This is a genomic window from Sporolactobacillus terrae (genome assembly GCF_019930545.1).
GTDB classification, from domain to species: Bacteria; Bacillota; Bacilli; order Bacillales; family Sporolactobacillaceae; genus Sporolactobacillus; species Sporolactobacillus terrae.
In genome coordinates this window covers 2,653,667-2,675,107 of record NZ_CP082837.1, presented here as the reverse complement: position 1 = coordinate 2,675,107, position 21,441 = coordinate 2,653,667, and the positions used below count along the sequence as shown (strand labels likewise).

General features: G+C 45.5%; 19 protein-coding genes, 1 tRNA gene and 1 riboswitch. Of the genes, 12 read left to right on the top strand and 8 right to left on the bottom strand.

Translation table 11 applies throughout. The features are described from left to right. Positions 1 to 149 precede the first annotated feature (149 nt). The 3 genes from K7399_RS12745 to K7399_RS12735 all read right to left on the bottom strand — a co-directional run bounded on the left by K7399_RS12745 (position 150) and on the right by K7399_RS12735 (position 1,393). Positions 150 to 920 (bottom strand): DUF1796 family putative cysteine peptidase, encoded by a 771-nt coding sequence (locus K7399_RS12745; RefSeq protein WP_081787945.1) that lies wholly within the window; start codon positions 918 to 920, stop codon positions 150 to 152. A 136-nt stretch (positions 921 to 1,056) separates the two neighbouring features. Next, positions 1,057 to 1,248, bottom strand: a complete 192-nt coding sequence (locus K7399_RS12740) for a glycosyltransferase (protein ID WP_223362342.1) — start codon at positions 1,246 to 1,248, stop codon at positions 1,057 to 1,059. Further along, complete coding sequence (locus tag K7399_RS12735; RefSeq protein WP_156031396.1) at positions 1,217 to 1,393, bottom strand: hypothetical protein; 177 nt, start codon at positions 1,391 to 1,393, stop codon at positions 1,217 to 1,219. Before K7399_RS12735 ends, K7399_RS12740 begins: the two co-directional genes overlap by 32 nt. A gap of 447 nt (positions 1,394 to 1,840) precedes the next feature. Here K7399_RS12735 and K7399_RS12730 point away from each other — a divergent pair, with 447 nt between their 5' ends. Further along, positions 1,841 to 2,830, top strand: coding sequence for a polysaccharide biosynthesis protein (locus K7399_RS12730; protein ID WP_081791765.1), 990 nt, complete (start codon positions 1,841 to 1,843; stop codon positions 2,828 to 2,830). 126 nt (positions 2,831 to 2,956) lie between these two features. Here the strand turns inward: K7399_RS12730 and K7399_RS12725 are convergent, their stop codons facing one another. After that, positions 2,957 to 3,976 carry a Rossmann-fold NAD(P)-binding domain-containing protein gene (locus K7399_RS12725; protein ID WP_028977127.1) on the bottom strand — a complete coding sequence of 340 codons (1,020 nt, stop codon included), beginning with the start codon at positions 3,974 to 3,976 and terminating at the stop codon, positions 2,957 to 2,959. A 288-nt stretch (positions 3,977 to 4,264) separates the two neighbouring features. Then, positions 4,265 to 4,624, bottom strand: a complete 360-nt coding sequence (locus tag K7399_RS12720) for a DUF4183 domain-containing protein (protein WP_028977126.1) — start codon at positions 4,622 to 4,624, stop codon at positions 4,265 to 4,267. A 339-nt stretch (positions 4,625 to 4,963) separates the two neighbouring features. On the opposite strand from K7399_RS12720, the gene K7399_RS12715 reads away from it, so the two are divergent. Together K7399_RS12715 and K7399_RS12710 are read left to right on the top strand one after the other, a co-directional pair. Next, positions 4,964 to 5,356, top strand: a complete 393-nt coding sequence (locus K7399_RS12715; RefSeq protein ID WP_010024027.1) for a DUF4183 domain-containing protein — start codon at positions 4,964 to 4,966, stop codon at positions 5,354 to 5,356. 574 nt (positions 5,357 to 5,930) lie between these two features. Next, complete coding sequence (locus K7399_RS12710; RefSeq protein ID WP_028977125.1) at positions 5,931 to 6,956, top strand: NAD(P)-dependent oxidoreductase; 1,026 nt, start codon at positions 5,931 to 5,933, stop codon at positions 6,954 to 6,956. A 322-nt stretch (positions 6,957 to 7,278) separates the two neighbouring features. Here K7399_RS12710 and K7399_RS12705 read toward each other — a convergent pair whose 3' ends face one another. Continuing rightward, positions 7,279 to 7,845 (bottom strand): GbsR/MarR family transcriptional regulator, encoded by a 567-nt coding sequence (locus K7399_RS12705; RefSeq protein WP_081791764.1) that lies wholly within the window; start codon positions 7,843 to 7,845, stop codon positions 7,279 to 7,281. A gap of 325 nt (positions 7,846 to 8,170) precedes the next feature. On the opposite strand from K7399_RS12705, the gene K7399_RS12700 reads away from it, so the two are divergent. From K7399_RS12700 to K7399_RS12660, 9 genes are all read left to right on the top strand, one after another. Then, positions 8,171 to 9,376, top strand: a complete 1,206-nt coding sequence (locus K7399_RS12700; RefSeq protein ID WP_028977122.1) for a quaternary amine ABC transporter ATP-binding protein — start codon at positions 8,171 to 8,173, stop codon at positions 9,374 to 9,376. Then, positions 9,373 to 10,221, top strand: coding sequence for an ABC transporter permease (locus tag K7399_RS12695; RefSeq protein ID WP_028977121.1), 849 nt, complete (start codon positions 9,373 to 9,375; stop codon positions 10,219 to 10,221). Before K7399_RS12700 ends, K7399_RS12695 begins: the two co-directional genes overlap by 4 nt. A gap of 10 nt (positions 10,222 to 10,231) precedes the next feature. After that, positions 10,232 to 11,107: a glycine betaine ABC transporter substrate-binding protein gene (locus K7399_RS12690; RefSeq protein ID WP_028977120.1), complete on the top strand. Its 876-nt coding sequence runs from the start codon at positions 10,232 to 10,234 to the stop codon at positions 11,105 to 11,107. A 569-nt stretch (positions 11,108 to 11,676) separates the two neighbouring features. Next, a complete protein-coding gene (locus K7399_RS12685) occupies positions 11,677 to 12,630 on the top strand; it encodes a ketopantoate reductase family protein (RefSeq protein WP_028977119.1) in 954 nt (317 codons plus the stop codon). 172 nt (positions 12,631 to 12,802) lie between these two features. Then, entirely contained in the window at positions 12,803 to 13,996 is a 1,194-nt protein-coding gene (locus tag K7399_RS12680) for a phosphopentomutase (RefSeq protein ID WP_028977118.1), read from the top strand. A 17-nt stretch (positions 13,997 to 14,013) separates the two neighbouring features. After that, complete coding sequence (locus K7399_RS12675) at positions 14,014 to 15,312, top strand: pyrimidine-nucleoside phosphorylase (RefSeq protein WP_028977117.1); 1,299 nt, start codon at positions 14,014 to 14,016, stop codon at positions 15,310 to 15,312. A gap of 29 nt (positions 15,313 to 15,341) precedes the next feature. Further along, the gene (gene deoC, locus K7399_RS12670) at positions 15,342 to 15,995 is read left to right on the top strand and encodes a deoxyribose-phosphate aldolase (protein WP_028977116.1); all 654 of its coding nucleotides are present in this window, start codon (positions 15,342 to 15,344) and stop codon (positions 15,993 to 15,995) included. Between the two features lie 144 nt (positions 15,996 to 16,139). Beyond that, positions 16,140 to 16,211, top strand: a tRNA-Glu gene (locus K7399_RS12665). Positions 16,212 to 16,851: 640 nt separating this feature from the next. Then, the gene (locus tag K7399_RS12660; protein ID WP_028978106.1) at positions 16,852 to 18,042 is read left to right on the top strand and encodes an NAD(P)/FAD-dependent oxidoreductase; all 1,191 of its coding nucleotides are present in this window, start codon (positions 16,852 to 16,854) and stop codon (positions 18,040 to 18,042) included. Between the two features lie 80 nt (positions 18,043 to 18,122). Here the strand turns inward: K7399_RS12660 and K7399_RS12655 are convergent, their stop codons facing one another. Together K7399_RS12655 and K7399_RS12650 are read right to left on the bottom strand one after the other, a co-directional pair. Next, positions 18,123 to 19,427: an O-acetylhomoserine aminocarboxypropyltransferase/cysteine synthase family protein gene (locus K7399_RS12655; RefSeq protein ID WP_028978105.1), complete on the bottom strand. Its 1,305-nt coding sequence runs from the start codon at positions 19,425 to 19,427 to the stop codon at positions 18,123 to 18,125. Between the two features lie 124 nt (positions 19,428 to 19,551). Beyond that, a riboswitch (SAM riboswitch) is annotated at positions 19,552 to 19,653 on the bottom strand. A gap of 217 nt (positions 19,654 to 19,870) precedes the next feature. Continuing rightward, entirely contained in the window at positions 19,871 to 21,367 is a 1,497-nt protein-coding gene (locus K7399_RS12650; RefSeq protein ID WP_223362341.1) for an aldehyde dehydrogenase family protein, read from the bottom strand. Positions 21,368 to 21,441: the final 74 nt, after the last annotated feature.

Genomic DNA, 21,441 nt, shown 5'->3' with positions numbered 1-21,441 from the left:
TTGGCGCTGATCGAAGCAATGATTGTGTTCTAGATCAGAAAGGTCTAATCCTGTACATTCTTTGTGAACAAAAAACAACGCCAAAGTGTCTGCTTGGTCGGCAGCTTTAGCGTTGTGCGAATTGAGCGTGATTTAACAGTTTCTGCAGTTTATCTAATATGAACCCCTTTTAAGACTTGAGCCCAAAGTGCGTTATTTCCTTCCCATCTTTCACCATTAGGGAACTCCAGTGAAAGGACATTGTCAAGCGGCCAGTCTTTGACAACGATCCCAGCAACGTTTGTATGGTTGATCACAAGAATGCGGAAGTCGCCCTTAACCAGTTTAGATAAGGTATCTTCTAATGCTAGAATTTCATCAAATGTCCCCTCGGTTCGAACAAAAAGAATCCGTTTGCTTGTTTCGCATTTGTTTAAGAATCGCTTAATTCGACGATCAAATTTTGCTTTTACTTCCGGATAGGTTGCCAAATAGGCTAAGGTATTTCTTTCTGTATCGAAGTCATGATTTGACATAATACCATACTGCTCCTCAGCGACTAGTAAATTTTGTGCATTGGCATAGCCTCTAATCGACAGATGTGAAGCGTCCATAAACCCTTCAAATCTATTTTTAAGCAAGCGATTGACATCATTCAGAGATGGCGATCCCATCCAGTCGATAACGCCGGCAAATGGACGCAGATTGTGTCTTCTTAATTGAATACTGGCTAAGCATAAGTCGCCTAAACTGAAAATCGCATCATAGGTTCCATTGATCGTTTTAAAACGCATGGTGCACCTCTTCTTTCTTTTTAAATGGACTTCCTTCTTCACTTGTTCAATTTCTCCCAGTTCCCGAAATTGTTTGATTTTAAAACGGGTTCTTGAAAACCAATGCAATAGTTTATATTTTAAGATAAACAGAGTAGTCCGCTTCATTGTTTAATCCGGTCCTCCTTTGCACTTACCTGTTCATAGACACGCACTAAATTTGGTACAGCATGTTCTTAAGACCAATGACTGTGCCCCCATTTGTTTGCATGGGTTCCTCGTTTTTCTCTGAGTCGGTTGTTGTCTAACAAAAGATCAAACGTTTCACATAGTGTCTGAGGATCACGCTTAGTATAACCATTCCGGTGACGCCATCAGCCACCCATTCAGGCAATCCGCCTGAACGGCTTACAACAACCACTTTTCCGGCAAGTTGAGCTTCAATGACGGACAGGGGCTGGTGGTCAAGAAGACTGCTGGGTTGTTTCAAGCTCATAGAAAACTTTGAGTGTGACGGATCCATACAATGTTGCGACGAGTGGGACATGCTTCAGCTTGATACGGCTTATGGCGACCGTTGCCAACACATCTTGTGTGTGGATGAGATCATAGTCGCTTAATCCAAAAGACGCTGCTGCCACTCATAGAAATTCATAGGAAGTTCCAAACCCCACCGACATGAGGAATCACCCAATACCTGGCAAGCAGTATTTTCAAAAGTCAACCCGCCCGCTTTCGCTATATGACATAATGTATTGCTCGATCCCGAATTTGGTTTGGATAGTTGACCTAAAGATCGAAATATCTCCGCTGCTTCTCTGTGAAAATAGCATCAGCGGGCGCGTATCTCATTTATCTTCAGTACACCGGCATTTATTCCTATTTCGCTTTAAATTAAAGAGACTGCCTATGACAATGAAACTAGGATTGCATACGTTATAAGAGTCGGCGCTTGATCAACGAAATCGTTCGATTCACCACGTGGCCATCGCGTAGCAAAGGAGCGTTCTTCCTTATAAAAACAGAAAAAAGCCGAACGACGACGGATGAGTTTAATAGCGTAACGTTGAAATTAGGAGGCATTGGACGTGTTGAACAATCAGACCATCCTTGTAACGGGTGGAACGGGATCATGGGGCTATGAGTTAGTTAGGCAACTATTAGATAAAGGGCCAAAAGAAATTAGGATTTTTTCACGCAATGAAAACAATCAATTTATCATGAGACAAGTATTTAATGGGGAATCTCGAATGCGTTTTATTATAGGTGACATAAGAGAAAAGGATGCACTTATTGAAGCTTGCCGAGGGGTGGATTATATTTTTCACCTAGCAGCATTAAAGCATGTCCCTGTTTGTGAAGAGCAGCCGCTCGATGCTCTGAAAACAAATGTGATCGGCACGCAGCATGTCATTGATGCAGCGATTCATTGCGGCGTGAAAAAAGTGGTTTATATCTCAACGGATAAGGCTTCTGATCCACTAAACTTTTACGGATTTTCAAAAGCAATGGGCGAGCGCTTGGTGATTCATGCAAATACATTGACCGCACAAACGAAATTTGTCTGTGTCCGTGGCGGAAACGTATTAGGAACAAACGGAAGTGTCATCCATGTCTTTAAAAGCCAGATGGAACAAAGCAATAAGATCGGCATTACCGATCCTAATATGACGCGCTTTTTCATGTCTGTGCAAGACGCAATTAAGCTTGTTTTGAAGGCCACTTATGAAAGCGTTGGCGGAGAAACCTTTGTCATGAAAATGTCTTCCTGTAAAATTAGTGATCTGGCACAGGTGCTGATTGAAGCTTCGGGAAGAACAAAGATAACGATTGAGACACTTGGTGTTCGTCCAGGGGAAAAAATTCATGAGCTGCTGCTTTCTTTAAATGAAAGTAGGAAAACCATTGTTTACAGCGATCAGTATTATGTGATTCTTCCAACCCTCCCGATTGAGGGTGTGGAAGAACATTACGCAAACTACCCCGCGGCAAAAATTGCAGAATACAGTTCCAAAGAGGGGTTAATGCGTAAACATGAGATCAAAGCGATGTTAGAGAAAGACGGTTTCATTAACTAACTCTGTCTCTCTTGAATGAATGGGCCGAACGCTTTAGCAATGCCAGGTGTCTGAATATAAAAAGTGCAGCGTGAAATACGTGCGCTGCACTTTTTACGTCATATGGAAGGGTAATGGAATGGTGCGTTACGCTTGCTTGGCGTTCAGCGCTTTTAACGAACGGGCAACGCGCTGTTTTTCGTCTTGGGTGTACGCAGAGGATGGTTTGACCCCGCCGAATCCGTCTGCAATACCTACAACTTGAGTGGGAGTCATGACTTGATCAACGATGAGATCGCCCCGGTTGCCGATAATCCCGCCGGACACCATATCATACCCCCTATCAGGGACGGTGATGCGCCCCATGACTTGCGAAAAGAATGCTTCTGCTTCATTGCTTAGAAGAAGCAAATGGTACAGAAAAGCAATCCGGACATCCAATCGGTAACATGTGACGCCTTTTGCCAGAGCGCCTTGAATGAATGATGCGGTAAAATTGTTAATCCCGCCGTCAATGACTAAGGAATGCGTGCTTAGCAGTGGTAAGTAGTTCGGGCCGATGATTCGTTCTGCAGATAGAAAGGAAATGATCATCGTGTAGTGTTGCTGAGGTTCTTGAATTGCTTGAATTGGAGGCGAAAATTTAGGAAGCATCAAATTGAGCGCTTCTGCGATTTGTGCAGTTTTTTGATGATTTCTGCTTTGCAGGTACACCTTTGCTTGCCGTTCGGCCAATCTCAAAGCGATTTTAGTACTTAAATTTCCTGATCCGACCACAAGTACGGACTTATGCTCCAACCGATCCGCGTAATGATGCCTAATGAGCAGATCACAGGATTCAATCGTCGCATCATTCGGTTTACACGTCAGGACCTTAGATCTTGTGATCAGTCGTCGGGCTTCGTGGATCAGTGTCAGGTCTTGTTTTCGCTCGATATCAATGAATATATAGTCAACATGGCCATCTAAAGCGCAGAAGCATGCTCTTGCTTGATCCATTTCCGTTACCAAGAAGTTGATTGCAGTAAATCCCATTGCAGATCGTCTTGGCAGCACACGCAGCCCGCTTGATTTTCGAGCCGTTGTACTGATAAAGGCGGCTGTTTTGGCGTTAATACCCTTCAGATAACTGAGTTCTCTCTCAATGCGTTGCGTGTCGCTCGTCATATAGATAAACCACCCACCCCATTGTAACGTTTCGCTTTGTCTGTACCTGCAACTAATCATAAAAAATAGCCATAAACAGTGTATTTAAGCAGCAAGCGGTTTATGACGGGAATTCATCTATTGTCATGTCGGTAATGCGTATCCTTTGCCTTAATGCGTTTAAAACAAAAAAAGTGCAGCGGTATTTATGCAAATGCACCGGCAAACCGTAACGGCTATAACGCGTGTGCGAGAACGGTATAGGCGCTGTTTTTAAAGTCAGCATGAACCGTTTCTTTGCATTTTCCGTTAGCGAATGGTAACCATTTGCAAAATGATTGGCGTTCCTTTAATTGGGATGTCCTCTGTACGGATGATTAACTTCCCTTGAGCAACGGCATAGCTTTGCTTGGATTGTAAAATGCCGTTAATGAATAAGTTCATGTAGGATACTTCATCAGGGGCTAAAATGACTTCTGTGCCATGGCCGCGAAGGGCGTCAGCGGATGTGTACACCCGTTTCCGCCCGTCGGATAACGTGTAAAACGTGAGCGTATCCACCTGTTGCGGATGCGTAAATAAACGTTTTGGGCCGCGTACTGCTTTTGGAAGTGACAGAAACGGCTGAGGAATGAGTGATTTTCTTTTTGCATAAAAACGGTGTTCCATTTTACTTCCCCTCTCCCGCTAACAGTATATGAGTACGCCCGGATTGAGTGCGCCCTGTTTTTTGATCGGCAGATTAGACGTATAAAGGCGGTGCACGCTGCATTCAATGAGGCTGTTGCTTGTTTATTTTCTGTCGGCATTTCTTTCGCGTGTGTTTCATGCCCACCATGATCCGTTTAGGTGTTTTTCTTATCTTTTTGTTTGTTGGCTTTCGTGGATGTCCTTTTTCCTTTTCGAGCATATGGTGTACTAAGTCAGCCAAGATGAGAGATGAGAACGATTAAGCAATGCGCTCCCTCTCAATAGAAATCTGATCTATCGATTAAAGGAGGAGATAGGATGGGCCTTAAAATCATTAAACCTGTATTCGAGGCGAAAACGAGCATCGCACTATCGCCGTCAGTGACCCGTTTTTTCTATGAACTGGAGCAGTCGGTGCCAGAGGAGACGGTCGTGAAAATTGATGCGGCGAAGTTCTTAGATGATACAGGTGCAGCGGTTCAATCATTTCCGGAACTAGAGCTTAATAATAGTTATATCAATGTCTACATTAATGGTGTCGTACAGATGGAGGACAATTTTGCTTATACAGCAGGTGAAAATGGAGTTGGCAACTTATTGATTACTGTACCTGAAGGATCAACGATTGCAAAAGGAACACCAATTATTATTGAAGTGGCGAACTTTGATCCTGTTCTTGCTGCTGATGCTGACTCTGATGAAAAAGAATAATTAATGATCCGTGATCCGCTTGAGGTTATTCATGGGACAGTTACATGTCCTATGAATAACCTTTTTGTCAAAAGAAAAGGAAATAGATGACTTTACTTTGTAGGACTACCATAAGCACATCCTGTAAAAGCAGGGACTAGGTGTAGCTTGGCTTCTCTTACATTTTGTCATGGCAGGGCAGGCCGTAAATGAAAAGGGCGGTTAAAGAAATTTTTTGATTGGACGAAATACGTTTTCCTCAAAGTTGCATCTCTATATTGATGTGAAGCTTGATGTGGAATGGCAACGCGCCGTTGCTGCAAACCACGTGCCAAAAGGGCATGATTCACAAAAAAATCACTTTTTCAGCACATTGCCGGATTGTCGATAATCACATGCAATGGTATACTTTTAAAGTGAAAAAAGGTTTCAGAATCGTTCGTTAAACAATAGGTTAAACTAACAAACGGTTGACTGACTGTTTGTCGGGCGTTGAAAAAGTTTTTCCATTGTGAAAACAATCACGAATAAGGGTACATCCCTGATGTTCAGAAACATCGGGGTAGAATAAATTTCTCTAGGAGGATGTTTCAGCATGGCTTTTAAAATTATTGCGTATGGTGTAGAACCTTATGAAGAACATTTGTACAGTGAATTGAACAAATATGGCTTTGAATTGACATTGGTTAATGATTTGCTTACTGCAGACAACGGCGATTTGGCAAAAGGTTACGATGGCGTATTGCTTTTCGTCAACTGCCTTGCAGATCGTGCAAACCTGGAAAAATTCAATGACTACGGCATCAACTATGTATTTACACGTACCGCAGGCTTCAACCACATTGATCTTCAGGCTGCTGCAGATCTCGGTATCAAAGTTGCCCGCGTCCCTGCATACTCACCGAATGCAATTGCAGAGCTTGCTGTTTATCTTGGTACGGCACTTCTTCGTCACACGGTTTACACAACTGCTCGTACATCGAAACTGAACTTTACCGTAACAGAAACAAACTTCAGCCACGAAGTACACAAAATTACGGTTGGTATCGTTGGAACAGGCCATATCGGCTGCGTTGAAGCAGAACTGTATAAAGGTCTTGGCGCGAAATTGCTCGGCTACGACATCTTCCAAAGCGACTTCGCTAAGAAATTGGTTGAATTCAAGGAATTGGATGAACTGCTTGCTGAATCTGATATTGTCAGCCTGCACCTTCCATACTTCCCGGGCAAGAACGAAAACTTTGTTGGTGAAGACTTCATCGGCAAGATGAAAGACGGCGCGATCTTGATCAACACGGCTCGCGGTGAACTCATTGATGAAGCTGCTGTTGTTAAAGCGATCAAGAGTGGCAAGCTCGAAGGCTTCGGCGCTGACGTATTGACCGACGAAGCACGCTTCTTCGGCAAAGATTTCTCTGATGGCACTGAATTCCCAGATGCTACGATCAAAGAATTGATCGAATTGTATCCGAAGGTATTGATTACGCCTCACGTTGCTGCAATGACGGATGTAGCCGTTTCAAACATGATTTCAACAAGCTACGACAACTTCAACGCAGCAATTAAAGGTGAAAGCCTTGGACGCGCAGAAGTTGAACTTCCTGAACCAGCAAAAAAATGAGTTGAGTGATAAAGAAGTGGCCTCGCGATTGCGGGGCCACTTTTTATATGATTTGTCTTGTAGTACGGCGAACAGCGGCATTTCATCAATAAGTCCGTTACAGACACGAAAGCGCTCCGGCGCCCGCGGCAAGCGAGTAACCGAAGCGACGATTCAGCACCGGGCGCTTTTTGCCCGTGGACTACAGCTTGATGCGTACGCGTAGCGTGCAAAATAAATAATGAATCCTTATTGAAAGGACCCCCTGAAGTTGGACAAAGGAAAGGCAACTTTAGGGGGTCTTGTTCATTGAAGGGTCAGCGCTGGTTGAGATACGCGCGCATTATTTTTTTTCATTGTCCATTTTCTTCTTCACAACTTGGTATAATTCATCGCTGTTCAGAAAATCAAAAAACTCGTTCAGCCATTTGTAATAATTTAAAATGTATTGATATTTATCCATGTCCGTTTGGATCAATTCGCGGTCGCTTTCGGAAAGCTCAGGATCATCCATGAGTCGCGTTAATTCGCTTAAGGATTGACGTACAGCCTTCATATTCATCGCAGTAACTTTTCGCCATTGATTCGAAAAGAAATCGGTAAAGATTTGGTACCAGTCGTCCTGAGCTTCGTACAAGTCTTTTCGAATCCCTTTTCTCCAGGCACGCTCAACCATATTCAGTTCCATGAGTGTACGTACGGAAGTACTCATGCTGGTCTTGCTCATTTTTAATTCTTCTTTCATATCATCTAAGGTCATCGGTTCACCATTGAAAAATAAGGTGCCATACAGTCGCCCGATCGAAGGGGAAACGCCGTAAAGATACATATTTTGTGATACAGATTCAATGACACGATCTCTTATGTTTTCAACGATCTCAGAGCGATCCATTTCATTCACCAACTTCATTGTAAAATTCACTACAGTTCATTGTACCCGTTGCTATTCTCTCTGAAAAGATGGAATTTGTTGCACATCTATTCATTCAGTATACATAGTTTTATCGGTTTGTACAGTTTGAACTGTACAAACAACTATGTTAACATGGTTTATGTTGCGAGTGATGCGATAAAAAAGTTTTTGGAAAAAATGTCGTGCCCATCCACGGTACACAGCAGCGTTTTGCGTGCTCCGAGTAAAAATAAATGCGAAAAATTTTGCGGAACTGAAGAAATTCTGTCTTTATTTTTACAGGTATTTGACAAAAATAAACGAAGAAAGCTGAGGTGTTTCAATGAAAAAGCTTGAGGTGAAGCAAGCAACTAAGATATTCGGAAAAAGTCCGAAACGCGGGTTGGAACTTTTGAAAAAAGGGCTAAGCAAACAAGCGATTAAAGAAAAAACTGACTTAAATGTTGGTGTGGCTGGTGCAACCTTTAACGTAGAATCCAATGAGATCTTTGTCATCATGGGCTTATCGGGCAGTGGCAAGTCGACACTTGTTCGATTGTTGAATCGGTTAATCAATCCGACTTCAGGAACGATTCTGATTGATGGCGAAGATATTACGCGAATGAATGCCGAGCAATTGCGCACGGTACGCCGTAAAAAAATCAGTATGGTTTTTCAAGGGTTCGCACTGTTTCCACATCGAACAGTTCTTGATAACACGCTGTTTGGGTTGGAGATCCAAGGCGTTGATAAAGAGGAACGAAAGGAACGTGCACGTCAAGCCCTCATACGTGTCGGGCTGAAAGGTTATGAGGACAGCTTTCCGGATCAGCTGTCCGGGGGGATGCAGCAGCGTGTCGGTTTGGCAAGAGCGTTAGCCAGTGATACGGATATTCTGCTTATGGACGAGGCATTTAGTGCGCTCGATCCATTAATCCGTAAAGAAATGCAGGATCAGTTGCTCGATTTGCAGAGCGATATGCAAAAAACAATTGTGTTCATTACACATGACCTGGATGAAGCGTTGCGCATTGGTGACCGAATCGCACTCATGAAAGATGGACAAATTGTTCAAATTGGCTCGCCGGAAGATATCTTGATGAATCCGGCTAATGAATATGTGGAACACTTTGTTGAGGATGTTGACTTGAGCAAAGTCATCACGGCCGGCCATATTATGACGCGTGCGGAGGCAATGACTTGTGACCGTGGTGCACGTGTGGCATTGCAGCTAATGAATGACAATGGCATTTCCAGTATTTTTGCTGTAGACCGCAATAAAAAATTGCTCGGTGTGGTGGATGCGGATGACGCTGCGGCAGCATCTAAATCAGGTACACCGCTGAGGGAGATCGTACAGGAAGTGAAACCGGTACAAGTAGACACTCATCTGAGTGACTTGTTTGAAGATATTTCCAAGTCCACGATTCCGCTTGCTGTTGTTGATGAACAGGGCAGGTTACGCGGACTGGTGCGCCGTGCCGCAATCATTCATGCTCTGGCCGGAAACACCGCCTTCACTAAGGCTGAGGAGGTTCAGAACGTATGAATGAAACGTTTTTGCCAAAAATTCCGATCGGCCACTGGGCTGATTTGCTGATTCAATTCATCACGGATCATTTTGAAGGGTTTTTCGGTTACATTGCTTCAGGAATACAGAGTTTTGTGGACAGTCTGGTCTGGATCTTTGCTTTAATGACGCCGATTGTTTTCATTTTAATTTGCGTGGCCATCGCTTTTTGGCGTCGCGGTATCGGAGTTGCTTTATTTACTTTGATCGGTTTGGTCTTAATTTATGATTTAGGTTATTGGGCACACGCGATGCAGACGTTTGCGCTTGTTCTGACCTCGGTTGTTTTGTCGATTCTTATTGGGTTTCCACTTGGAATCTTGGCTGGGATCAATAAAACGTTTCATCGCATTATGACGCCAATTCTTGACTTTATGCAGACCATGCCTTCATTTGTTTACTTGATTCCAGCTATTTTTCTGTTTGGTACCGGCATGCCTCCGGGAGTTGTGGCAACGATTGTGTTTGCCATGCCGCCGACGATTCGTATGACCGGACTCGGCATTCGTCAGGTTCCATCAGATTTAATAGAGGCTTCAGATGCATTTGGCTCGACCACTTGGCAAAAACTCTTTAAAGTCCAAATTCCAATAGCAGCGCCGACCGTCATGGCCGGTGTCAATCAAAGCATTATGCTTTCACTGTCAATGGTCGTTGTTGCGTCACTGGTTGGCGCACCGGGACTTGGTGCCGATGTCTATCTCGCAGTAACATCACTGCGTACCGACATTGGTGTTGAAGCGGGTCTTGCGATCGTGATTATTGCGATCATGCTGGACCGCATTTCACAAAATACGCGAAATAAAAAAACGGGGGAATCCTAACTTGAAGAAAATGAATCGTATCATGATGAGTCTGTTTATTTTAGTTGCCTTGACGCTAGCCGGATGTCAGAGTCAGAGTTCAGGAAATGCCGATGCGTTTGGCAATAAAGTCGATCACAAAATTATCGGTATTGATCCTGGCGCAGGCGAAATGAAACTGACCGACAAAGTCATTAAGGATTACGAGCTGAGCAATTGGACGGTACAGTCCGGTTCTGAGTCAACGATGATTGCTGCACTTGATAAAGCGATTAAGAAAAAAGAACCGATCGTCGTTACCGGCTGGACGCCGCATTGGATGTTCCAGAAATATGATCTGAAGTATCTGAAGGATCCGAAGGGTATTTATGGGAAAGAAGAGAAAATTCATACCGTCGTTCATAAGGGCTTCGAAAAGAAAGACCCGAATGCAACCAAGGTTCTGGATCAATTCTCTTGGACTGCTGATGATATGGGAAAAGTAATGCTCTCGATTCAAAACGGTACCGATGCGAAGAAAGCAGCCGCCCAATGGGTTAAGGATAATGCAGACAAAGTCAGCGCATGGACAAAAGGTGCTAATAAAGTCAGCGGCAAGAGCATCAAGCTCGGTTATGTAGCTTGGGCTTCTGAAATTGCCAGCACGAATGTTGTGGCAGCGGTACTTGAAGATTTAGGCTACAACGTAACGCTTGAACAGCTGGGTGCCGGACAAATGTGGGCTGGACTGGCTAAGGGCAGTGATGATGCCATCGTTGCCGCATGGCTGCCGACGACACATGCTGATTACATGAAACAATTTAAAAGTAAGGTTACCGATCTAGGTCCGAATTTGGAGGGAACAAAGCTTGGACTCGTTGTTCCGTCCTATGTAAAGATCGATTCGATCAATGACCTAAAAGATTGATCGAACGAACAAAGGTGTCTCAAACGTCAATTCATTTTGACGATGAGGCACCTTTTTTTCATCTAATCGGGCCGCATGCCAGCGGAACCTGTCTGAGGAGGCTCGCGGATCGTCCGCGGAAAGTGGGCACCAAAGTGTTGATTCAGGCCCCTAAAGGATAGAGCGAACTTGTTTGAGTAGGCATGGCATGTTTTCTCGACGGGTATTAATTCTTAAATATAAATATTCTTAAAATTCTATTGACATTCATAAAGGGATCATGTAAACTAACAACACTCACAAAAATTGTCTTTCAAGAAGGTTACCATTATGTTTCAGTTCAGAACGATAAAAGTAGTCGTCATTTTGATTAGCTAGGGCTCAGGTGCATCACCGTCGATAAACGATCGCGTGTACCTCGAGTCCTCTTCGTTCTGAGCGGGACTTGAGAAAGCCCCATTCAGAATTCCCTGAATGGGGCTTTTCGTATGGAAAAAGAGAAGCGAATGGGAGAAACCCATCAGAAAAAGAGGCAGGAAAGACAAAGAGAGATGAGAAAAAAGAGACTATACGAAAAGGAGACGAGAAGGATGAAGATTGTTGTGATCGGTGCAGGCGCAATGGGGTTAAGGTACGGTGTTCTGCTGCAGGAGGCAGGCAATGACGTTCATTTTGTCGACACATGGGAACCCAATGTTGAAGCGATCAAAAAAAATGGAGGCGTCCATGTGTGGCGCGATGGAAAAGATGAACGCTTTGTTGATGTCAGTATCAGCTATCCGGAAGAATATCATGAAGCACCGGAACTGGCGATTGTCTTTGTTAAAGACATGCATACGGTGGAAACAATGGAACGCTGCAAACCTTTCATTGGGGAGAATACCTATGTGATGACCAATCAAAACGGCTTTGGCGGTGCTGAATACATTGCACAGTTTGTGCCGCGTACGCGCATTATTGCCGGAACCGCAATGATTGCGACCGTACTGAAAGGGCCGGGTAAGGTAGACTTCATTGGTAAACGAGGCGGCGGTCATGCGCATATTGTCCGTGTTGAAGGCGAGCCGAATGACTTCATCTATAAGGTTGCCGACGAAATGGAAAAGGCATTAATGCATCCGACGGTTCAGAAAGACTATATGGGTACCGTCTGGACCAAGCTTGTCTTTAACTCGGTTGTTAATACCCTTTGTACACTGATGAATATTAAAATGGGTCAATTCGCTGCTTACAAAAATGCGAAAGAAATGGCGCGCAAATTGATCGATGAAGCCTACACAGCGATCGATGCAGAGGGCATTAAAATGGAAGAAACAAAAGATGCGCTGGTTGATCAAGTGATGTATGTATCGGAGGTCGGCAATCCGCGCCACTATCCGTCAATGCATCAGGATATGAGCACGAATCGGCCGACCGAAGTGGATTACATCAATGGCGCGATTGTCCGCCTTGCAGAGAAGCATGGACTTCAGGCGCCTTATCACGCCATGCTTGTCGACCTTGTTCATCTGAAGGAAGAATCCAGAAAATACAACGAAGAATGAACGAAACAGTGCAATGAGCAGACAGGAGCAAAAGACTCTGGATCAGGCCACGGAACGCCTGATTCGGAGTTTTTTGCTCCTTTTTATGGGTTGGGGTAAAATGGGAGATAGATTTTACGCGAGTGACAAATACGCGGTTTTTTCGAACCGTTTTACTTAATAGGAGGATCCCATGACCAAACGCTTTAAACGGATTCATATCATTGTCTTGGATTCGGTTGGTATTGGCGAAGCAACCGATGCAGCAAACTATAATGATGAAGGCTGCGACACCTTGGGCCATACAGCAGAAGCAATGAATGGATTGAACGTCCCCAATTTAACAAAGTTAGGCTTATCCAATATTCGTCCGGAACGACCAATTCAAGGTGTTCCGATTCAGGAGCAGCCACTGGCCTATTATACGAAAATGCACGAAGTGTCGGCTGGAAAGGACAGTATGGACGGGCATTGGGAAATGATGGGGCTTCCGGTTAGGACGCCGCTGCATACATTTCCAAATGGCTTTCCCGATGAACTGATTCAAAAGATTGAATCTTTCAGCGGCAGAAAAGTCCTCTGGAACAAGCCGGCGAGCGGAACGGAAATTATCCAGAAACTTGGTGAGCGTCAACTGAAGACCGGTGAACTCATTGTTTACACATCCGGAGATTCAGTACTGCAGATTGCAGCCCATGAGCATGTGATCCCGCTTGAGGAACTCTACAAAATTTGTGAATATGCACGTAAGCTGACCATTGATGAGCCCTATCACCTCGGCCGGGTCATTGCACGTCCATATGTGGGCAACTCTGCGGATACGTTTGAACGCACAGCCAATCGTCGCGATCTGACATTGGTTCCGCCTGAAAAAACCGCGCTCAATTTTCTAGATGATGCGGGACTGGATACGCTGGCAGTCGGGAAAATTAATGATATTTTCAGTGGCAAAGGAATAAAAGAAGGATGGCACACCGTCAGCAACGAAGATGGTATGGAGCGGTTCATTGCACTGCTTGACCGTGATTTTCATGGGCTAAGCTTCACGAACCTCGTCGATTTTGACGCCAAATACGGGCATCGCCGCGAGCCGGTTCTTTTTGGGAAAGCGTTGGAGGCGTTTGACCGTCAGCTCGGTGAAGCACTTCCAAAATTGAAAAAAGATGATCTGTTGATGATTACGGCGGACCACGGCAATGATCCGGGGTTCCGAGGAACGGATCATACACGTGAATTTGTACCGCTGCTCGTCTATTCACCATCCTTTTCTTCAGTCGAAGCGCTCCCCGTTCGACAGACATTTGCTGATTTAGGTGCGACTGTGGCCGATAATTTTGCTGTGGAAATGCCGAAAACGGGTGAAAGCTTCCTAAGTTTCTTAAACTAAATTCGAGGTGAGCCAAAATGAGAATGGTTGACATCATCACGAAGAAGCGAGACGGAGGCGTTATGTCTCCTGAGGAGATCCGCTTTTTCATTGAAGGCTATGTAGGCGGCACAATCCCCGATTACCAAGCCAGCGCACTTGCCATGGCGATTTGTTTTCGAGACATGAATGATGCCGAAATTGCCGAACTGACACGTGCAATGGTTGATTCAGGCGATACCGTAGATTTGTCTGCAATTGCCGGAAAGAAAGTGGATAAACATTCGACCGGCGGTGTTGGTGATACGACCACACTTGTTTTGGCGCCGCTTGTAGCCTCACTTGGTGTAAAGGTTGCGAAAATGAGTGGACGCGGCCTTGGATTTACCGGAGGAACGATTGACAAGCTGGAGTCCATTCCCGGATTTTCTGTGGAGATGAGCGGTAAGCAGTTCATCGATCATGTCAATCATGATCATATTGCGGTAATCGGACAAACAGGCGATCTTGTGCCTGCCGATAAAAAACTTTATGCACTGCGTGATGTCAGCGGTTCGGTTGAATCGATTCCGCTGATTGCCAGCTCGATTATGAGCAAGAAAATTGCTGCCGGCGCGGATGCGATTGTTCTCGAAGTAACCTGCGGCGACGGCGCTTTTATGAAAAATGAACGCGATGCCATACGCTTGGCCAAGACGATGGTTCAGATTGGAAAACATGTGGGGCGGGAAACGTCCGCAGTGATTACGGATATGGCGCAGCCGCTTGGCTATGCAATCGGCAACGCGCTTGAAGTAAAAGAAGCCATTGAGACATTAAAAGGAAATGGACCGAGTGATTTAAAGGAATTGGTTTATGAACTTGGCAGCCGCATGGTGCTTTTTGCCGGCAAAGCGGACCATTTGCCGGATGCACGCAAGCAGCTTGAACAAGCGCTTGCTCAAGGAAAGGCCTATGAAAAATTTAAGCAGTTCATCACCAACCAAGGCGGTGATCCGGAGATTATCGACCATCCGGAACGGTTGCCGAAAGCACAGCATCAATTCGAGTTTCGGGCATCATCTTCAGGAGTCGTGGCACGATTAAAGGCGGATCAAATAGGACTTGCGGCGATGCTGCTTGGCGCTGGGCGCGCAACAAAAGAAGATTCAATCAATCATGCGACTGGAATTGTCTTGCATAAAAAGGTTGGCGACAAAGTAAAAGAAGGCGAATCGTTGTTGACCATTCATGCGGATACTGAGGATATCGATCACGTCTTAGAAAAACTGGAACAGAGTATTTCGATAACCGAGCAGGCCGAGCCGTTGCAACTGATTCGCCGCATTATCAGCTAAAGAAATAAAGAATAAGGGTGATCAATTCGATGAATAAACTTGCGAGCTATATTGACCATACGGTTCTTAAACCAGAAGCAACAGAAGCAGAGATTATCAGAATTACAGATGAAGCCAAAAAGTTCGGGTTTGCCTCCGTCTGCATTAACCCGTGTTGGGTTCGTCTAGCGGCTGATCAACTAAAGAACAGCAAAACAAAGGTGTGCACGGTGATCGGCTTCCCGCTGGGTGCGTCAACGAGTGAAGCGAAGGCATTTGAAACTAAAGATGCAATTGCTAAAGGCGCTGATGAAGTCGATATGGTGATCAATATCGGTGCCCTAAAAAGTGGGCAAACGGATGCAGTAGAATCGGATATTGGTGCTGTTGTTGCAGCGGCAAACAAGCAAGCGCTTGTTAAAGTGATCATTGAAGCTTGCCTGCTTAGCGACGATGAAAAGGTACTGGCCTGCCAATTAGCGGTTCAAGCAGGCGCAGATTATGTCAAGACCTCAACCGGATTCTCTAGCGGTGGGGCAACCGTGAAAGATGTTGCACTGATGCGGAAGACGGTGGGCAGCGGAATTGGTGTCAAGGCAGCCGGGGGCATTCACTCTAAGGCAGATGCGGAAGCGATGATTGAAGCAGGTGCCTCACGAATCGGAGCCAGCTCAGGCGTGAAAATTATTGCCGCAAGCGTTTAAACCTCATACGATAAGGTCATCCGAGGTAAGTATCACATCCAGAAATTAAAAATAATTGCTTGAATCAATGATCAAAACTGTGGTATAATGTTTGTCGTGCTGAATGGGTGGTTAAAACGCCTATTCAGCGTGCAAACATGGTATAGGGCGTTGGGCAAGTGGTTAAGCCAATGGATTCTCATTCCATGATCGCGGGTTCAATTCCCGTACGCCCTCTAGAAATGAGATGCTCTCCGTAAACAGCGGGGAGCATTTTTTTTAAGGAGTAAGAAAGTATCTGATTCGTCTTTCAAACCAATAGACCCGTGTTTTGGCTAAGAATCAAAGCGCAGATTCCTGTCTGTCTGAGGAGGCTCCTGGACTGCCCGCGGCAGCGAGTAACCGAAGCGGTGATTCAGCACCGAAAAGACACGAGCCCATCACACATGGCTGGAGATTAAGGACCAAGCACAGCTTGGTTTTTCTCACAGGTAAAGAAAGTTTATGATTTTGCTTTGGTGTAGAACGATAAGCGGCAATTTCATCAATAAGAGTTAGCTCGAGACACGAAAGCGCGAGACGCCAGCGGGAACAGCGAGCCAAGGAAGACCCCGCAGATCAATTGCGTGTCCGAGGAGGCTTCCGGATCGCCCGCGGCAAGCGAGCAGCTGGAGTGTCGTTTGTGCACAAGGTGATGAACAAAGCCCGAATGGAAGGCGGAAGTAAGGACCGGGCGCTTTTTGCCCGGTTTTTCTCATCTTTATATTGAAAGCGTTTACATTATGGGCTACAATAAAAAAGGGAAATGTGAATAATTTGTGACGATCTCCTGTTTGCTTGGATGAGTTCTTCAAGATCAATTGAGGAGGGATTGACCATGAGAAAGCGAATCGTTATTTTAGGTGCGGGGTATGGAGGACTGCGTACGTTAAAGAGACTGCAAAGGATGAAACCGAACGCCGCATTGATTCTGATTGATAAAAACAACTATCATTGTGAGAAGACATCGCTTCATGAGGTTGCGGCCGGAACGGCGGATGCTGATGAAATCTGTTATTCGTTACAGCAAGTCATCGATCCAAAACGGACTCAATTTGTTCAAGATACCGTTTTGCGTGTGGTTAAGAAAACGCGAATGATTCTGCTGCAGAATCATGATCCGGTGAGTTATGACTATCTGGTCATTGGACTCGGATTTGTGCCTGAGTATTATGGGATTGAAGGGATGGACCGTTTTGGACTTGCTATTTCTGACATTCCCTCCGTGATCAGAATCCGCAACCATATCGAGGAACAATTTAAAGCGTGGACTGAAGATCAGCGCTCGGATCGATTGGTGGTTGCGGTCGGGGGAGCTGGATTTACCAGTTTTGAATTTCTCGGTGAATTGACACATCGTATTCCGGAATTAATCACGCGTTATCAAGTAGATGCCAAACAGGTGCGCATTGTTTGTATTGAGCCGACGCCAAAGGCATTGCCGATGTTCAATCGACGGCTTGCTGCATACGGATCGCGCAAGCTTCGCGATCGCGGTGTTGACTTTTTAATTGGGCGTGTGTGCGGATTTGATGGAGCGAAGATTTATTATCGCACGGAGGAACATGTTCGATCGTTAAAGGCAGGGACCTTTGTTTGGACAGGCGGCGTCAGTGGGAGTGCGGTTGTCCGTGATTCAGGTTTTGAAGAGCGGCGCGGTCGCGTGCGTGTCATGGATGACCTGTCGGTTCCGGATCATCCGGAGATACTGATTATCGGTGATTGTTCCGCAGTGATTGATCCAGGCAGCGGGCAACCTTATCCGACGACTGCTCAAATCGCACTGCAACAGGCAGATTGTGCTGCCTACAATGTTAAAGCAATGCTGGATGATAGACCGACAAAGCCGTTTGTTTTCAAGTTTAAAGGGACGGTTTGTTCACTTGGACGCGATGATGCGGTTGGGGAAGTCATGGGTAAAGGGTTAAAAGGTCGTCCGGCATCCGTGATGAAAAAGGTGATTGAAAACCGTTCACTGGTAAAGATCGGCGGTGTTGAAACCATGCTGAAGAAGGGCAGATTCAGTTAGGCTGCAGTCATAATATAAGGGAGCCTGCGTATGCAGACTCCCTTATGCAATAACCCCTGTAATGTAACACATCTCTTTTTTTATTTTGCTTCTACTGTATCTGGAATTTTTGCAAGTGCTTGATCCAGATCGTAGATAATATCGTCTACGGTTTCAACGCCGATAGATACACGAATCAGTTCAGGTGTTACACCGGTAACCGCCTGTTCCTCCGGTGTCAGTTCTGCATGTGTGGTGCTTGCCGGATGAATGATCAGCGACTTCGCGTCGGCGACATTTGCCAGCAAGGAGAAGAGATTCACGTTATTAATCAGTGCTTTGCCGGCTTCACGGCCTCCTTTAACGCCGAATGTAAAGATCGAGCCGGCGCCTTTTGGGAAGTATTTTTTCGCAAGGTCGTGGTACGGGTTATCTTCTAAGTCAGGATAATTAACCCATGTGATTTTCGGATGGTTATTCAAGTATTCGGCGACCTTGCGGGCATTCTGAACATGGCGTTCTACCCGAAGCGAGAGCGATTCAAGGCCTTGCAGGAATAAGAAAGCATTTTGCGGGCTGATGGTTGCACCGGTGTTGCGCAACAGCTGAACACGCGCTTTTGCGGCAAAGGAAGCCGGAGCGAGGTCTGCGTAAACTAAACCGCCGTAGCTTTTGTCCGGTGTCGTAAAGTCCGGGAACTTGCCGCTTGCACGCCAGTCGAATTTTCCGCCGTCTACGATGATGCCGCCAATCGCAGTGCCATGACCGCCAATGAATTTTGTAGCGGAATGTACAACAACATCGGCGCCAAATTCAATCGGACGAACAAGGTAAGGTGTACCGAATGTGTTATCGACGATCAGTGGAATATTGTATTCATGAGCAATGTTCGCAACGGCTTCAATATCAAGGATGTTGATTTTCGGATTTCCGATTGTTTCACCGTAAAGCGCTTTGGTATTATCCTGAATCGCATTGCGGAAGTTTTCCGGATCATCCGGATCAACGAAGGTAACATCGATGCCGAGCTTTTTCAAGGTCACGTTAAACAATTCGTAGGTTCCGCCGTACAATGTCGACGCTGCAACAATGTGATCGCCGCTGTTTGCAACATTTAAGATCGAATAGGTGATTGCTGCGAGTCCTGAAGCGGTTGCTAGTGCGGCAGATCCGCCTTCAAGCTGAGCGACACGCTGTTCAAAGACATCCTCGGTAGGATTCATAATTCGTGCATACACGTTACCCGGTCGTTTCAGTTGGAAAAAATCGGCTGCTTCATCCGCATCTTTAAAAACAAACGATGTTGTTTGATAAATCGGCACTGCACGTGCGCCTGTTGCAGGATCAGGCACCTGTCCTGCGTGGACCTGCAGCGTTTCAAATCCGTACTTGTGTTCTTCTGCCATGTGAATCGCTCCCTTTGTTCATTTCGAGTACATTAAATAAAATCTTAGAAGAAGGTGCGTGAGCAGATGATGAAAAAGCCGCTTCTCGCAGACTATTGAGAAGCGGCTTATATCGCCGATGCTAGTCTTATCTGCCAGAAATTAATCTGCTGGAATTAACACCATACACCGATGTGCTGGTTGTCGGGCTTCTCAGGGCCAGTCCCTCCGCCGCTCTTGATAAGATTCATTTAATTGAGTTAAGTTTAGCTTCGCCCAAGGGGTTTGTCAAGATAAAATAAGTAAAAAGATCGGAATAATTATATTTAAGAAAACTCAGTTGCCGATGCACTGTTCAATTGCGTGACCACGCGGCCTATCGGTTCTGAATGGCAAAAAAGAGGGTCTCAGTGTCCAAAGACAGGATGAGACCCTCTTTTTAAAATGCACTGTAATGCTCAAAATTAATAAAGACCGTCGACGTCTTCCTTGGTGCTGATATAAATATTCTTGGTTTGCGTGTATGCATCGAGAATGCTCTTGTATGTTTCGCGTCCGATTCCGGATTTCTTATAGCCGCCAAACGGAGCGCCGGCAGGGAGCTGGTTGTAGGTGTTGACCCACATGCGTCCGGTGCGTACGCCGCGAGCGACACGCAATGCTTTGTTAATATCCTTTGTCCAAACCGCGCCGCCGAGCCCGTAATCCGATTCGTTCGCCAGTTTAATTACTTCATCGGCATCTTTAAATTTAATGACAGTTGCAACCGGTCCAAAGATTTCTTCCTGGGCAATACGCATGGTGTTCTTTGCATCTGCAAGCAAGGTTGGCGCCATGAATACCCCTTTATCTAGGTTGTTGTCTGTCAGCTGGCAGCCGCCGGTAACAAGTTTTGCGCCTTCGTCCTGACCGATTTTTACGTAATCAAGAATTTGACTCAATTGATGTTTGTTGACTTGAGCGCCCATTTGTACGCCATCTTCCCAAGGGAGACCGACTTTTACTTTTTCGAATGCTTCTTTCAAAGCGGCTACAAATTTATCATAAATCCCTTCCTGAATGAAGATTCGAGAACCGGCGCAGCATACTTGACCTTGGTTGAATAGAATACCGAGTTGTGCGCCTTCAATGGCACGTTCCCAAGGGGCATCATCGAAGAAGATGTTTGCCGATTTGCCGCCGAGTTCGAGTGTTGCCGGAATGAGCCGTTTTGCGGCTGCTTCGGCAACCTCATAACCAATCTGGGTCGACCCGGTAAACGCAAGTTTAGCAAATCCTTCGTGGTGCAGCATGTAGTCGCCTGAATCCGATCCGCGTCCGGTGATGACGTTCACAACACCAGCAGGAAGCGCTTGATCAAGGAGCTTCGCGAGTTCAAGCAAACTGAGCGATGTTGAGGACGATGGATGGATTACAACCGTATTCCCCGCAGCAATCGCCGGGGCAATCTTCCAAGCTGCCATCAGCAATGGGAAATTCCAAGGGATGACTTGGCCGACAACCCCTAATGATTCTTTTAAGTTAATTGTTAATGTATTTTCATCCAGAGCGTTTGCTGTGCCTTCTTCAGAGCGGATGACGCCTGCGAAATAGCGGAAGTGATCTGCACTAGCCGGAACATCAATGTTTGTTGTTTCCCGGAGCGGTTTGCCGTTATCCAACGTTTCAACAAGTGCAAGATGTTCGGTATTTTCGTCGATCAGATCGGCAATTTTCAGCAGGATGGCGCTTTTTTCCTGAACGCTGGTGTCTTTCCATGTTTCAAAAGCCTTTGTCGCTGCTTCAACTGCAGCGTCTACATCGGCATGGCTAGCGTCAACGAATTCAGTCAGCTTTTCGCCGTTGCTTGGGTTATAGCTTGCGATCTTTTTGCCTTCCGTGCCTGTGACCCATTTTCCTCCAATATATAATTTGTATTCTGAATCTACTGCGTGTTCCAGGACTGTGTCTTGAATGCTCATTGCACATCTTCCCTTCAAGTCAGAATTTAGTGTAATTAATATCACAGGTATATTGTAATACAGACATATAAAAA